Origin of the sequence: Micromonospora wenchangensis, from assembly GCF_002210435.1 — a bacterium.
Lineage (GTDB): Bacteria > Actinomycetota > Actinomycetes > Mycobacteriales > Micromonosporaceae > Micromonospora > Micromonospora wenchangensis.
Genome location: NZ_MZMV01000004.1, coordinates 167,728 through 180,088, shown reverse-complemented (window position 1 = coordinate 180,088; position 12,361 = coordinate 167,728). Strand labels below are relative to the sequence as shown.

12 protein-coding genes and 1 tRNA gene are annotated in these 12,361 nt (G+C 74.5%); 8 read left to right on the top strand and 5 right to left on the bottom strand.

The features are described from left to right. Positions 1 to 13 precede the first annotated feature (13 nt). Positions 14 to 895: an IS5 family transposase gene (locus tag B5D80_RS03830; RefSeq protein WP_144081563.1), complete on the bottom strand. Its 882-nt coding sequence runs from the start codon at positions 893 to 895 to the stop codon at positions 14 to 16. Positions 896 to 1,089: 194 nt separating this feature from the next. Between B5D80_RS03830 and B5D80_RS33815 the strand changes: the two genes are divergently transcribed. The 5 genes from B5D80_RS33815 to B5D80_RS03805 all read left to right on the top strand — a co-directional run bounded on the left by B5D80_RS33815 (position 1,090) and on the right by B5D80_RS03805 (position 5,685). Further along, the gene (locus tag B5D80_RS33815) at positions 1,090 to 2,202 is read left to right on the top strand and encodes a phosphotransferase (RefSeq protein WP_211291377.1); all 1,113 of its coding nucleotides are present in this window, start codon (positions 1,090 to 1,092) and stop codon (positions 2,200 to 2,202) included. 125 nt (positions 2,203 to 2,327) lie between these two features. Continuing rightward, complete coding sequence (locus B5D80_RS03820; RefSeq protein WP_088642356.1) at positions 2,328 to 2,840, top strand: hypothetical protein; 513 nt, start codon at positions 2,328 to 2,330, stop codon at positions 2,838 to 2,840. Positions 2,841 to 2,908: 68 nt separating this feature from the next. After that, positions 2,909 to 3,604 (top strand): response regulator transcription factor, encoded by a 696-nt coding sequence (locus tag B5D80_RS03815; protein WP_088642355.1) that lies wholly within the window; start codon positions 2,909 to 2,911, stop codon positions 3,602 to 3,604. Beyond that, a complete protein-coding gene (locus tag B5D80_RS03810) occupies positions 3,597 to 5,036 on the top strand; it encodes a sensor histidine kinase (RefSeq protein ID WP_088642354.1) in 1,440 nt (479 codons plus the stop codon). The genes B5D80_RS03815 and B5D80_RS03810 overlap by 8 nt, the downstream gene beginning before the upstream one ends. 55 nt (positions 5,037 to 5,091) lie before the next feature. Continuing rightward, positions 5,092 to 5,685 carry a hypothetical protein gene (locus B5D80_RS03805; protein WP_088642353.1) on the top strand — a complete coding sequence of 198 codons (594 nt, stop codon included), beginning with the start codon at positions 5,092 to 5,094 and terminating at the stop codon, positions 5,683 to 5,685. A 66-nt stretch (positions 5,686 to 5,751) separates the two neighbouring features. On the opposite strand, the gene B5D80_RS03800 is transcribed toward B5D80_RS03805, so the two are convergent. Next, on the bottom strand, positions 5,752 to 7,926 hold the full coding sequence (locus B5D80_RS03800) for a phospholipid carrier-dependent glycosyltransferase (protein WP_169733030.1): 2,175 nt from the start codon (positions 7,924 to 7,926) through the stop codon (positions 5,752 to 5,754). 155 nt (positions 7,927 to 8,081) lie between these two features. Between B5D80_RS03800 and B5D80_RS03795 the strand changes: the two genes are divergently transcribed. Further along, positions 8,082 to 8,786, top strand: coding sequence for a glycosyltransferase family 2 protein (locus tag B5D80_RS03795; RefSeq protein ID WP_088642352.1), 705 nt, complete (start codon positions 8,082 to 8,084; stop codon positions 8,784 to 8,786). A gap of 25 nt (positions 8,787 to 8,811) precedes the next feature. On the opposite strand, the gene B5D80_RS03790 is transcribed toward B5D80_RS03795, so the two are convergent. Together B5D80_RS03790 and B5D80_RS03785 are read right to left on the bottom strand one after the other, a co-directional pair. Further along, entirely contained in the window at positions 8,812 to 9,696 is an 885-nt protein-coding gene (locus B5D80_RS03790) for a transketolase family protein (protein WP_088642351.1), read from the bottom strand. Between the two features lie 2 nt (positions 9,697 to 9,698). Further along, entirely contained in the window at positions 9,699 to 10,421 is a 723-nt protein-coding gene (locus tag B5D80_RS03785; protein ID WP_088642350.1) for a hypothetical protein, read from the bottom strand. Between the two features lie 45 nt (positions 10,422 to 10,466). Between B5D80_RS03785 and soxR the strand changes: the two genes are divergently transcribed. Next, positions 10,467 to 10,925 carry a redox-sensitive transcriptional activator SoxR gene (soxR, locus tag B5D80_RS03780; protein WP_088642349.1) on the top strand — a complete coding sequence of 153 codons (459 nt, stop codon included), beginning with the start codon at positions 10,467 to 10,469 and terminating at the stop codon, positions 10,923 to 10,925. A gap of 28 nt (positions 10,926 to 10,953) precedes the next feature. Here soxR and B5D80_RS03775 read toward each other — a convergent pair whose 3' ends face one another. Beyond that, positions 10,954 to 11,931, bottom strand: a complete 978-nt coding sequence (locus B5D80_RS03775; RefSeq protein WP_088642348.1) for an NAD(P)H-quinone oxidoreductase — start codon at positions 11,929 to 11,931, stop codon at positions 10,954 to 10,956. Positions 11,932 to 12,248: 317 nt separating this feature from the next. On the opposite strand from B5D80_RS03775, the gene B5D80_RS03770 reads away from it, so the two are divergent. Next, positions 12,249 to 12,335: transfer RNA gene (locus B5D80_RS03770), tRNA-Ser, on the top strand. Positions 12,336 to 12,361: the final 26 nt, after the last annotated feature.

Here is a 12,361-nt window from a genome sequence, read left to right as displayed (position 1 = left end):
GTGTTGATCAGGCCTAGGTGAAGGTGCGGCGGGTTTGACGGCGTGCTGGTTGGTCGTGGGTGATGCGGCGGGTCATGCCGGCGATCGCGGCCCAGCGGATGAGGGCTGCTGAGACGGCCGGTTGGCGCTCGTAGTCGCGGGCGAGCCGGCGGCAGGCGGTGAGCCAGGCCAGGGTGCGTTCCACGACCCAACGGCGTGGGTGGACGGCGAAGCCGCGTTGGTCGGCGGGTTTGCGGACGATCTCCAGCGTGGTGCGCAGGGTGTCGCGGGTCCAGTCGACGAGTCGCCCAGCGAATCCCTGATCGGCGAAGACGTGCCGGATCGGGGTGACCATGTAAGCGCTGAGCAGGGCCGTCTTGGCTCCGTCGCGGTCCTGCCAGCTCGCGGCGAGCACGGTCACGGTGACCAGCAGGCCCAGGGTATCGGTGATGATGAACCGTTTCCGGCCGTTGATCTTCTTGCCCGCGTCGTAGCCTCGGCTGTCCCGGCCGACGGTGTCGGCGCCCTTCACGCTCTGCGAATCGATGATCCCCGCCGACGGCTCCGGCTGGCGGCCCTGTTGCACCCGGGCCTTGATCCGGAGCGTGGTCAGGAGTTTCTCCGTCACGCCGGCTTCTTCCCACCGGGTGAAGTACCAGTACACCGTCTGCCACGGCGGCAGGTCAGCCGGCAGATAGCGCCACGGGCACCCCGACCGCACCACGTACAGGATCGCGTTGACGATCTCCCGCCGTGGGTGCTTCTCCCGCCGGCCGTCGGTGTTCGGCTCCGGCAACAACGGCGCGATCAGCGTCCACTGAGCGTCGGTCAGGTCCGAGGGGTAACCACGACGCGCAGACACCGCGCCACCCTGCCCGCCGCGGCAGCCGATGTCATGCCGCCACGCCGTCCACATCAGACCTTCTCAAACACGCACTGACGCCACCCGCCGGCGGCGGGCCGGGCCGGGCCGGGCCGTCGAGGTCACCGTGACGGGGCCGATGATGCGGTGTCCGGGTGGCCTTGATGCCGCCACACGGGCCTCATTGCGATCCCGCCCGGCCGAAAATGGCGGGTGCCGGGGTGGGCGGGTGGCCTACTCTGCGCGACGTGACGATCGTCTCCGTGGCCCCCGGCTGGGCCGACCCGCAGTGGCGGGCCACCGCGCTGGACTGGGTGACCGGGCAGCTCGACCGGCACGGCCGGCGGGTCACCGGCCCGGTCGAGGCCCGGCAGCGCCCCTGGTCACTGGTCTGGCAGGTGCCCACCGACGCCGGGCCGTACTGGTTCAAGGCGAACAACCCCGGCACGGCGTACGAGGCGGTGCTGCTGGCCGAGTTGCCCCGGCACGCCCCCGGGCGGGTGCTCGACCCGGTGGCCGTGGACCCCGCGCGGGGCTGGTCGCTGCTGCCCCACGGTGGCCCGTCCCTGCGTGACCTGGCCGAACCGGACCCGACCCGGTGGGCCGACGTGCTCGCCGCCTACGCCGATCTCCAACGGACGGTCGCTCCCCGGGCCGACGCCCTCGTCGCGCTCGGCGTGCCCGACCAGCGGCCGGCGGCCCTGCCGGCCCTGCTCGCCGACCTGCTCGACGACCGCGCCGCCCTGCTCCTCGCCTCGGAACACGACGGCACCGACACCCGCCCGGCCACCGGCGGCACCGACACCCGCCCGGCACCCGGAGACGATGGCGACGGCGATACCCGCCCGGCCGCCGGGGTCGACGGCGACGGCGCCGGGAGCGACGACGGTGGGCTGGACGCGGCGACCTACGAGCGGCTGCGGGCGTACCTGCCGCGCTTCGCCGACGACTGCGGGCGGCTCGCCGACACCGGCATCCCGGCCAGCGTGCAGCACGACGACCTGCACGACGGGAACGTGTTCGCCGCCGACGGCTACCGCTTCTTCGACTGGGGCGACGCATCCGTGGCGCACCCGTTCGGCACCCTGCTGGTGACCCTGCGTTCGGTGGCGCACACCTACTCGCTGCCCGAGGGGGACCCGGTGCTGCTGCGGCTGCGGGACGCCTACCTGGAGGCGTGGACCGACCGGCACGACCGGGCGGCCCTGCGGGAGGCCGCCGGGCTGGCCGTCCGGGTGACCACGGTGAGCCGGGCGCTGTCCTGGCGGCGGGCGCTGGCCACCACCGACCCGGGTCGCGCCGAGTACGCCGACGCGGTGCCGGGCTGGCTCGGCGAGCTGTTCGCGCCGATGCCCGTCTGAGGCCCCGCACCCCCGGACAGCCGCCGGTGCGGAAAAGACGCACCGGTGGTGCGACCCGGGGGAGTGGAAGTTCCAAAAGTCGACAGTGACCCATATCACCCCTGGTCACGGCTCGTTGGCCAGGTATGGACGTCTTCTCGCGCACCTTCCTCCCGGCCGCCGCCGAGACCGGGCTGGCGGTCCAGACGGTGAGCCGGCACATGCCGGTCTTCCGCCAGTGCGTCGGATCGGGGGACGCCACCATCCTGGTCGCCCGGTGCGCCCGCCCCGACCGCCCGGTCGACGGCGACTACCTCCTGCTGCTCACCCACCGCCGGCTGGTGGTGACCCGGCAGACCCGGGTGCTGCACCGGCTACGGCTGCACCTCAACACCGAGCTGCGGGAGCTGAGCAACGTCACCTGGAGCCCCGACCCGCGCGCGCAGGCCGTCGAGCTGGCCGCCACCGCGATCGACGGGGTACGCGAGCGGTTCGTCATCCGTACCCAGCACCCGAAGCAGGTGTGGCAGCTCGACACGCTGCTGCACCACGCGTTCCGGACCCGGCTGCGCCGGCCCGAGGAACGGGTCGTCGCCACCATCGGTGACAACCCGCCCGTCGCGCCGGCCCCCCTGCTACGCCCCCTGCCGACCCGCTGACCGGGTTCTTACCTGACCCGAACACGGCCGTCCGTTCCGCCCGACCCCGGGTCGGTCATCATGGGCCGGTGACCGTCGATGCCACCGCACCACGTGGGCTCGTCCTCGTCGTGGAGGACGAGCCCGCCATCGCCGACCTGGTCCGGCTCTACCTGGGCCGGGACGGGTTCGGCGTACACCTGGAACGGGACGGCACGGCCGGGCTGGCCGCCGCCCGCCGGCTGCGCCCGGTGGCCTGCGTCCTCGACATCACCCTGCCCGGCCTGGCCGGCACCGAGGTCTGCCGACGGCTGCGCGAGTCCGGCGACTGGACCCCGGTCATCTTCCTCACCGCCCGCGACGACGAGGTCGACCGGATCGTCGGCCTGGAGCTGGGCGCGGACGACTACGTGACCAAACCGTTCAGCCCCCGCGAACTGGTGGCCCGGGTCCGGGCGGTGCTGCGGCGCACCGTCGGCGCCCCCGACGGCGCGGACCGGCCCCGCACCGTCGGCCCGGTCACCCTCGACCCGGCCCGGCGCACGGTGCTCGCGGCCGGCACCCCCGTCCAGCTCACCTCCACCGAGTTCGACCTGCTCGCCCACCTGATGGCCCGCCCCGGCCGGGTGTTCACCCGGGAGGAACTGCTGGCCGGGGTCTGGGGGTACGCGGCGCACGCCGGCACCCGTACCGTCGACGTGCACGTCGCCCAGGTCCGGGCGAAGCTCGGCCCGGCCAGCGTGATCCGCACCCACCGGGGCGTCGGGTACGCCGCCGATGGCTGAACCCCCCGCGCCGCCGGCCGCCCCCCGGGGTGACACCGCCCCCCGCCGTCGCCGCTCCCTGCACACGCTGACCTCCCGCGCGGTGCTGGTCACCTGCGCCGTGGCGCTGGTGTCGGTGCTGGTCACCGCCCTGGTCGCGGTCCCCCTGGCGGTACGCGGGGTGGAACGCCGCGACCAGGAGGCGCTTGCCGCGCAGGCCCGGCTCGCCGCCGACGTGCTGAAGGTGCGGCCCAGCCGCCAGCGCGACGCGGCCGGCGACCGGCTGATCCGCCAGCTCAAGGACCAGCAGATCGAGGTGTACGTCGTCCAGGGCGGGCTGGCCGACCGCCCCGGCCTGCCCCGGCAGGTGGTGAACCGGATCTCCGCCGGCCGGGACGTCTCCGGTCGCCGGTTCGTCAACGGCCAACGGACCCTCGTCGAGGGGCGGGCGCTGCCCGGTGGGGAGGGGGTGGTGCTGACCCGGGGCACCCCGCAGGGGCCGTGGCGGCAGGTGCTGCGCGCGCTGTGGCTGCCGCTGCTGGCCGGGCTCACCGCCGGGGCGGCGGCCGGGCTGCTGCTGGCCCGCCGGCTGGCCCGGCCGATCCGGCACGCCGCCACCGCCGCCGCCCGGCTGCGCGCCGGTGACCGGGCCGTCCGGGTGCCCGTCGAACCGCCCGACGAGGTCGCCGACCTGGCGTACGCGTTGAACGGGTTGGCCGCCGCGCTGGCCACCAGTGAGGGCCGGCAGCGGGAGTTCCTGCTCTCCGTCTCGCACGAGCTGCGTACCCCGTTGACCGCGATCCGGGGGTGGGCGGAGGCGCTCGCCGACGGGGTGATCGGCGCGGACGAGGCGACCGCGACGGGCCGGACGATGCTCGCCGAGGCGCAGCACCTGGACCGGCTGGTCGCCGACCTGTTGGCGCTGGCCCGGCTGGAGGCGGTGGACTTCCCGCTGGAACCGGTGCCGGTGGACCTCACCCGGCTGGCCGCCGACGCCGAACGCACCTGGTCGGAGCGGTGTGCGGCGGTCGGGGTGCCGTTCCGGCTGGAGACGCCGGGCACGGCGGTGCCCGCGTACACCGATCCGGGGCGGATCAGGCAGGTGGTGGACGGGCTGCTGGAGAACGCGCTGCGGGTCGTACCGCCGGGGGCGCCGGTGGTGCTCGCGGTCCGGGCTGCCGGTCCCGGGCCGACCGCCGGTGGGCTGGTCGAGGTCCGCGACGGCGGACCCGGCTTCACCGACGACGACCTGGCGGTGGCCTTCGAGCGGGGGGCGCTGCACCAGCGTTACCGGGGGGTCCGCAAGGTGGGCAGCGGGTTGGGGCTGGCGTTGGCCGCCGGGCTGGTCCGCCGGCTCGGCGGGGAGATCGTCGCCGGGCACGCCGCCGAGGGGGGCGCGGCGTTCACCGTCCGGCTGCCCGCGAGTCCTTACCTGACCCGAACATCGGCCTGACCCCGCGCCCATCCCGTTCCGCCAGGCTGGTGGCATCACGGACGAGAGGACAGTCATGGCACATCGGGGAATCGCCGTCGCCGCCACCTCGCTGCTCGCGGCGCTCACGTTCGGCGTCGCCGGCTGCGGAACGGCCCAGGTCGCGCAGGACGGCACGAAGGCCGCCGCCGTGGACGTGGCCGCCGCGTTGGGCGTCGAGGGTCAGGCGCTGGCCGCGCTGGGTCTCGACCCGGTCGAGTTGGACCTGCTCGCCGCGCCCGCCGCGTCGACCACGCCGTCCCCGGAGGCCGGGGACAAGGGCAAGCGTGGCGAGCGGGCGAAGGAGCTGCGGCAGCGCCGGCAGGCCCGGGTGCTGCTGGGCCGCAACGGCCTGCACGGCGAGGCGGTGGTGCAGACCAAGGACGGCACGAAGACCGTCGTCGTGCAGCGCGGCGAGGTGACCGCGATCGACGGGGACTCGGCGACGGTGAAGTCCACCGACGGCTTCACCCTGACCTGGAAGCTGGGTGACCAGCTCCGGGTGGTCGAGCGGCGGACCACCGTCAAGGCCAGCGACGTCAAGGTGGGCACCAAGGTCAACGTGGCCGGGGCCAAGGACGGGGACGCCAGCGTCGCCCGGCTGATCGTGGTGCCGATCAAGCAGAACTGACCCGTGGGGGACCGGTCGGGGCCGGCGTGGACCACCACGCCGGCCCCGACGTGTGTTCCCCGTGGCTCAGTGGGTCGGTGGCAGCGCGTAGCCGACGTGGTCGCGGTACTCGATCGTCCAGCCCGCCGGGACGAGCCGGGCGCACTCGGTGCGGGGGCCGGTGCAGACGATCGCGTCGACCGAGGTGGGGTCGGCCGGCGGCCGGTCGGGCAGCACCGACTGCAACGCCACCAGCTCGGGTGACCGGCCGTCGTCGTCGCGCAGCAGCAGCCACCAGGGGTACTCCCAGTTGTCGTTCTGCTGCACCAGACCGATCCGTCGGGCGTCGCTGGCGCGTACCGCCGAGGCGGCCCAGCGGAACTCGTCGGCCCACTGCGGCCGGCGCAGGAACCGGGTGTCCCACTCGCCGGTGGTGAAGACCGAACCCGCGCCGACCAGCCGGCGGGGGAAGCCGTAGGACAGGGCCAGCACGCCGGCCAGCGCGGAGGTGGCCAGCACGGTCACCACCAGCCCGGCGGCCACCGACCGGCGGCCCGTCCCGGCCCGCCGCCGCAGTACCGCGTCGACCCAGAGCCCCGCCAGGGGTACGGCCAGCACCAGCGCGTACAGCAGCAGCCGGTTCCCCCACGGCTGCCACTTGATCATCGCGGTGTGCAGGAGCACCGCGCCCACCACCACCCCCGCGTACGCCCGCAGCGCCCCCGACCGGACGGGGACGACCCGGCGGGGCCGGGCCAGCGCGACGACCGCCCCGACCAGCGCCAGCGCCCCGGCCAACGGGAAGGCCACCCGGTCCTCGTCGGGATACCAGGCGGGCACCGGGAAGACCTCCCGGCCGAACGTGATGGCCCGGTCCTGCGGGTCGACGCCGACCGCCCGGGAGCCGTCCATGATGGCCGAGGCGGTGCCGGCGCGCAGCGGGGCGAGCGGGGTGTCGAACGCGGTGTGTCCGATCCGCAGCGCGTTGACCAGCACGGCGGCCGGGTCGTGCCGTTCCATCGGGATGGACTCCCGCAGCCGGGGCGGCCCCAGCGGGTGACCGAACTCGGCCGTCTCCCGGGCCAGGAACGGCCCCACCACCGTCGCCGCGACCAGCAGCACCAGCAGCGAACCGCCGACCGTGCGGGCCACCTGCCGGGCCCCGGCCGGCGCTTCCAGGTCGGCGGCGTCCCCGGCGGGACGGCGGGCCAGCCGGAGCTGCGCCAGGCCCCAGAGCAGCAGCAGCGGCCCGACGGCGATCAGCCCGCTGGTCTTGGTCAGCGCGGTCAGGCCGGTGGCCGCGCCGAGCGCCAGCGCGTCGGTCAGGCCGGCCCGGCGGCGCAGCCCGTCCAGCACCAGGGTGGCGGCGCAGGCGGCCCAGGCGGCGGCGACCAGGTCGGTCTGGGTGCTGGTCGCCTGGAGGGCCACCATCGGCGTGGTGGCGAGCAGGAACGCGGTGACGAGCTGGGCCCGGCGGCCCCCGCCGAGCTGGGCGGTGATCCGGGTGGCCGCGAGCAGGCAACCGATGCCGGCGGCCCACTGCACCAGGTTGTGCAGGGCGTCCCCGCCGGTGAACAGGCGCAGGTGCAGCAGCAGGTATTCCGCGCCGGGCGGGATGGTCACCTGCCGGTGGATCGCGGTGGGCCAGAACTCCAGGCTGCCCTGGGCCACCCAGTGCTCCACCTTCGGCAGGTGGTACGTCTGCGAGTCGAAGTTGTTCGGCTCGGCCAGCAGCGCCACCACCAGCTCGATCAGCACCACGGCGAGCACCGTGCCGGCGAGCAGCCGTTCGCCCCGGGTCGCCGTACGCCGGAGGTGGGTCAGCCGGTCCGCCCAGCCGGCCAGCAGCGCCGCGACGCCGCCCCGGACGGTGGCCGGGGGTGCCGGAGCGTCGGCGGGCGGCTGCGGCCCGGACGCCGCGCCGACGGTCGGGCCGCCCACGGTCGCGCCGACCAGCACCGCCCGCCGGCTGCCCGCGGTGGCGGCCCGGGGCGCGGCGGTGTCGCGTCGACGGCCGGCCAGCACCGCGACCCCGGCGACGAAGAGCAGCCAGGCCAGGGCGAAGGCGGGCAGGGTGAGCGCGTCGAGGGCGCCCAGCACCTCCACGGTCAGCACGGCGAAGACGCCGGTCAGCAGGGCGGCCCGGACCACGCCGAGGCGGTGCGGGGCGACCACCCCGGCGGCCCGGGGCCGCAGGAGGGCGGTGAGTAGCACGAGCGCCGCGACGGGGGCCGCCACGAGCATCCAGCCGGCTGCCGACATGGGCGGAAGTAAACACCATTCGCCGCGATGACCGGGTGCCGGCCGGTCCGGTGGACGCCGATGACGGGCACGCGCCACCGCGGTGGCGACCCTCGCGCGGCTGACCTGCCAGGCTAGGCTATGCCCGACTTACTGTCGCCACCGTGGAGATTCCCGTGAAGCTCTCGATCCTCATGCCGGTCTACAACGAGGAAGAACGCATCGCGGATGCCCTCAAGCAGGCATTGGCGGTCGATTATCCCTGCGAGATCGAGTTGGTCGTGGTGGACGACGGCAGCCGGGACGGTACCGGGGAGATCCTCGGCCGGGCGGACGACTCGCGGTTGCGGGTGATCACCCACCCCCGCAACGCGGGCAAGGGCGCGGCCATCAAGACGGCCGTGGACAGCGCCGAGGGTGAGTACATGGTCATCCTCGACGCCGACCTGGAGTACGACCCGCAGGACATCCCCCGGCTGCTCGCCCCGGTGCTCGACGGGCGGGCCACCGTGGTCTACGGCAACCGCACCTTCGGCAGCCACAGCGCCTACAGCTTCTGGTACGTGATGGGCAACAAGGGCGTCACGATGGCGGCGAACGTGCTGTTCAACTCCTACATCGGCGACCTGGAGACCTGTTTCAAGCTGATGCCGGTCGAGCTGTACCGGTCGCTGGGCATCCGGTCCCGGGGTTTCGGGATGGAGGCGGAGGTGACCGGCAAGCTGCTGCGCCGCCGCATCCGCCCGTACGAGGTGCCGATCAGCTACCGGGCGCGCGGGCGCGAGGAGGGCAAGAAGATCACCTGGCGGGACGGCGTCGAGGCGATCTGGATCCTCGGCCGGGAGCGCACCCGCCGCCGGCCCGCCCACCCGCCCCGCTGACCCGCCCCTCCCGGTTCACCCGCGGTCATCCCGCCGGGGTCAGGAAACCGCCGACCGCCAGGCGCAGCCCGGCCGGGTCGAGGCCGTGCCACCGGTCGTGGTCCTCGGCGGTGCCGTAGCGCCGCAGTTCCGCCCGACCCACGCCGAGGCCGAGCAGCCGGTGCGGCCGGTCGGCCAGCGCCCCGGCCACCACCCGCGTCGAGGTGCCGGCCAGGTAGGGCTCCACCACGATCACCTCGGTCGCGGCCAGCGCCCGCAGCCCGGTCACGTCGAACGGCCGGGGCCGGTGCGTGTAGGCCACCGTAACCGGCAGGCCGGCCACCGCCGCGAGCGCGGCGTCGAGCACCGGACCGACCGCCACCAGCAGCGCCGCGCCCGGCCCGGCGTCGCGTACCACCTGCAACCCACCCGCCTTCGGGTACGCCCGCGCGTTGGTGCTCAGCGACAGCCGCAGGTAGGTCGAGTGCTGCCCGCAGACCGCGTCGCGGAGCAGGTCGGGCACCTCGTCGGGGTGGCCGGGCACGTGCACGGTCCAGCCGTCGAGGGTGTCGATCAGGGCGACGTCGGCCGGGGCCAGGTGGGTCCGGCCGGCCTCCGCCCGGTCGTACGACGCGCCGATGCTGACCAGCACCGCACCGACGCCCTGGTGGTCGAGGTCCAGCTTGATCTGCTCGTACGCCCGCTCGACGAGGAACGGGGCGTAGCTGTGCACGATCGGGCGCTGCCCGGCGAGGGCGAGCCCACCGGCCACTCCGATCATCAACTGTTCCCGGATGCCCACGTTGACCACCCGGTGCGGATACCGTCGGGCCGCCCCGGCGAAGGCGTCGGCGGAGATGTCGGCCAGCACGATCGTGGTCCGGGGGTCGTCGAGGAACCCGGTGGCGCTGGCGACGAAGGTGTCCCGCATGGTCATGACCGGCTCCCCGGGGTCGGTCCGTCGACCGCGACGACGACGTGGGGGTGGTGGCCGTCGTGGCCGGTGAGGGCGGCGTGCAGGGCGTCGTGGTCGTGCCCGTCGACGGTGGCGGTGGTCCAGCCGTTGACGGTGAACCGGCTGGCCACCCCGCCCGGCCAGCCGTGGCTGGCCGACGCGTTGTCGACCACGATCGCGGTGAGCCCGGCCAGGCCGGTGGCACCGGCGTAGGCGATCGCCTCGTGGTTGGAGCCCTCGTCGAGTTCGGCGTCGCCGAGCAGGACGTACACCCGGGGGGTGGTGCGGCCCTGGGCGCGCAGGCCGAGCGCGGTGCCCACGCCCAGCCCGAGGCCGTGGCCGAGCGAGCCGGAGCCGATCTCGACGCCGGGGACGAGGGTGCGGTCGGGGTGGCCGCCGAGGCGGCTGTCCGGTCCGCCCGCGTCGTCGAGCCAGTCGACGGGGATGAACCCCTTGGCGGCGAGTACGGCGTAGTAGCCCGCCACGGCGTGCCCCTTGGAGAGCAGGAAGCGGTCCCGGTCCGGGTCGTCGACGGTGGCCGGGGTGACCCGTAGGACCCGGTCGTAGAGCACCCAGTGCACGTCGACGGTGGAGTACACGTTGGCGTCGTAGTGGCGGCCGGCGCGGAGGCGTTCCAGCGGTGCGACGACGGGGGCGGGCAGGGGGTGGCCCGGCGGGTGGGTTGCGGTCGGTGTGGTCATGTGGTTAGCGTGCTACTTGAAGTTAACTTCAACTCAAGGGCAGTGATGCACGAGTCACTCACCATCGGCCAGCTCTCCGCGCGCAGCGGGGTGGCCCAGTCGGCGCTGCGCTACTACGAACGCCTCGGGCTGATCCACGCCGAGCGCACCGGCGGCAACCAGCGTCGCTACGCCCGCACCGAGCTGCGCCGGGTGGCGTTCATCCGGATCTCCCAGCAGGTCGGCATCTCGCTGGACGAGATCCGTGCCGCGCTGGACTCGCTGCCCTCCTCCCGCGCCCCCAGCCCCGACGACTGGGCCGCCCTGTCCCGCACCTGGCGGGAACGGCTGGACGAACGGATCAAACTGCTCGGCAAGCTCCGCGACGACCTCGACGGCTGCATCGGCTGCGGCTGCCTGTCGTTGCAACGCTGCACCCTCTACAACCCGGGCGACACGCTGGCCGGCGAGGGCCCCGGCGCCCGCCTGGTGCTGCCCCGCCGGGACGGCCCGCCGCCGGCCTGAGCATCTTCCCGGGCCCGCGCCCGGACCGTCACCCGGTGGTGAGCAGCACCTTGCCCACGTGGTCGCTGGACTCGACCAGCCGGTGTGCCTGCGCTGCGTCGCGCATCGGCAGCCGCCGGTCCACGATCGGCCGGATGGCGCCCGCCTCCACCAGCGGCCACACCTGCTCGCGCACGCCCCGGACGATGTCCGCCTTGTCGGCCAGCGGGCGGGACCGCAGCGCGGTCGCCGCCACCGAGGCCCGCTTCGCCAGCAGCGCGCCAAGATCCAGCTCGGCCTTCCGGCCCCCCTGCATGCCGATCACCACCAGCCGGCCGCCGTCGGCCAGCGCCGCCACGTTCCGGCCCAGGTAGGACGCGCCCATGATGTCGAGGATCACGTCCGCCCCCCGCCCGTCGGTGACCCGCCGGACCTCCCTGACGAAATCCTGCTCGCGGTAGTCGACGGTGTGCGCGGCACCCAGCTCCCGCAACCTGTCGTGCTTGGTCGACCGGGCGGTCGCCACCACCGTCGCGCCCAGCGCCGCCCCGAACTGCACCGCGAACGTGCCGATGCCGCTGCCGCCGCCGTGCACCAGCAGCGTCTCGCCCCGGCCCAGGTGGGCCACCCGGACCAGGTTCGACCAGACCGTACAGGCCACCTCGGGCAGCGCGGCGGCGTCGACCGGGTCGACACCGGCCGGCACCGGCAGCAACTGCCCGGCCGGCACGGCCACCCGCTCGGCGTACCCGCCGCCGGCCAGCAGCGCGCACACCGGCTGACCCACCGCCCACCCGGTCACCCCCTCACCCACCGCGCCGATCACCCCCGAACACTCCAACCCGGGGTACGCGGGCGCGCCCGGCGGCGGCGGATACTGCCCCTGCCGCTGGAGCAGGTCGGCCCGGTTCACCGCGCTGGCGGTCACCTCGACGACCACCTCACCCGCACCGGGCTCCGGGTCGGGCACCTCCGCCCAGACGAGTGCGTCGGGTCCACCGGGTTCCGGGATCGTGATCGCGTGCATGGCCCAGTCTTACCCGATCCGGGCCGCAGACTTAACCGATCCGGGCCGCGAACCACGCCCGTCCGACGACAAGCGCCATGTGGGCAGGTCCGGCCGGCAATATCCACCGGCCGTCGCCCCGGGCGGTCCACCGCTCGCCCACGACGGCCGGAATTTCGGCCACAGTGGACCGTCCGGGTGAGGTCACGCTGGTCATGCCAGGGATCAAGGACCCCCCTCCGGTACGCCGAACCCCGCCCGACGGCGATGGGCCGGCTCGTCCGGACGCGGTTCGTGGCAGACTAGGCACGGGCCGCGTACCCCCGGGTGGCGGTTCGGGAGGGTTCGCCTAGTGGCCGATGGCGCTGGTCTTGAAAACCGGTAAGGCAGCGATGTCTTCGTGGGTTCGAATCCCACACCCTCCGCATCCATAGCAGCAAAAACGCCTTTT

Excerpts from the sequence above, each read along its gene's own strand:
- B5D80_RS03830 (WP_144081563.1), bottom strand. The coding sequence starts at position 895 with ATGTGGACGGCGTGGCGGCATGACATCGGCTGCCGCGGCGGGCAGGGT.
- B5D80_RS03820 (WP_088642356.1), top strand. The coding sequence starts at position 2,328 with ATGGACGTCTTCTCGCGCACCTTCCTCCCGGCCGCCGCCGAGACCGGG.
- B5D80_RS03810 (WP_088642354.1), top strand. The coding sequence starts at position 3,597 with ATGGCTGAACCCCCCGCGCCGCCGGCCGCCCCCCGGGGTGACACCGCC.
- B5D80_RS03805 (WP_088642353.1), top strand. The coding sequence starts at position 5,092 with ATGGCACATCGGGGAATCGCCGTCGCCGCCACCTCGCTGCTCGCGGCG.
- B5D80_RS03800 (WP_169733030.1), bottom strand. The coding sequence starts at position 7,926 with ATGTCGGCAGCCGGCTGGATGCTCGTGGCGGCCCCCGTCGCGGCGCTC.
- B5D80_RS03790 (WP_088642351.1), bottom strand. The coding sequence starts at position 9,696 with ATGCGGGACACCTTCGTCGCCAGCGCCACCGGGTTCCTCGACGACCCC.
- B5D80_RS03785 (WP_088642350.1), bottom strand. The coding sequence starts at position 10,421 with ATGACCACACCGACCGCAACCCACCCGCCGGGCCACCCCCTGCCCGCC.
- soxR (WP_088642349.1), top strand. The coding sequence starts at position 10,467 with ATGCACGAGTCACTCACCATCGGCCAGCTCTCCGCGCGCAGCGGGGTG.
- B5D80_RS03775 (WP_088642348.1), bottom strand. The coding sequence starts at position 11,931 with ATGCACGCGATCACGATCCCGGAACCCGGTGGACCCGACGCACTCGTC.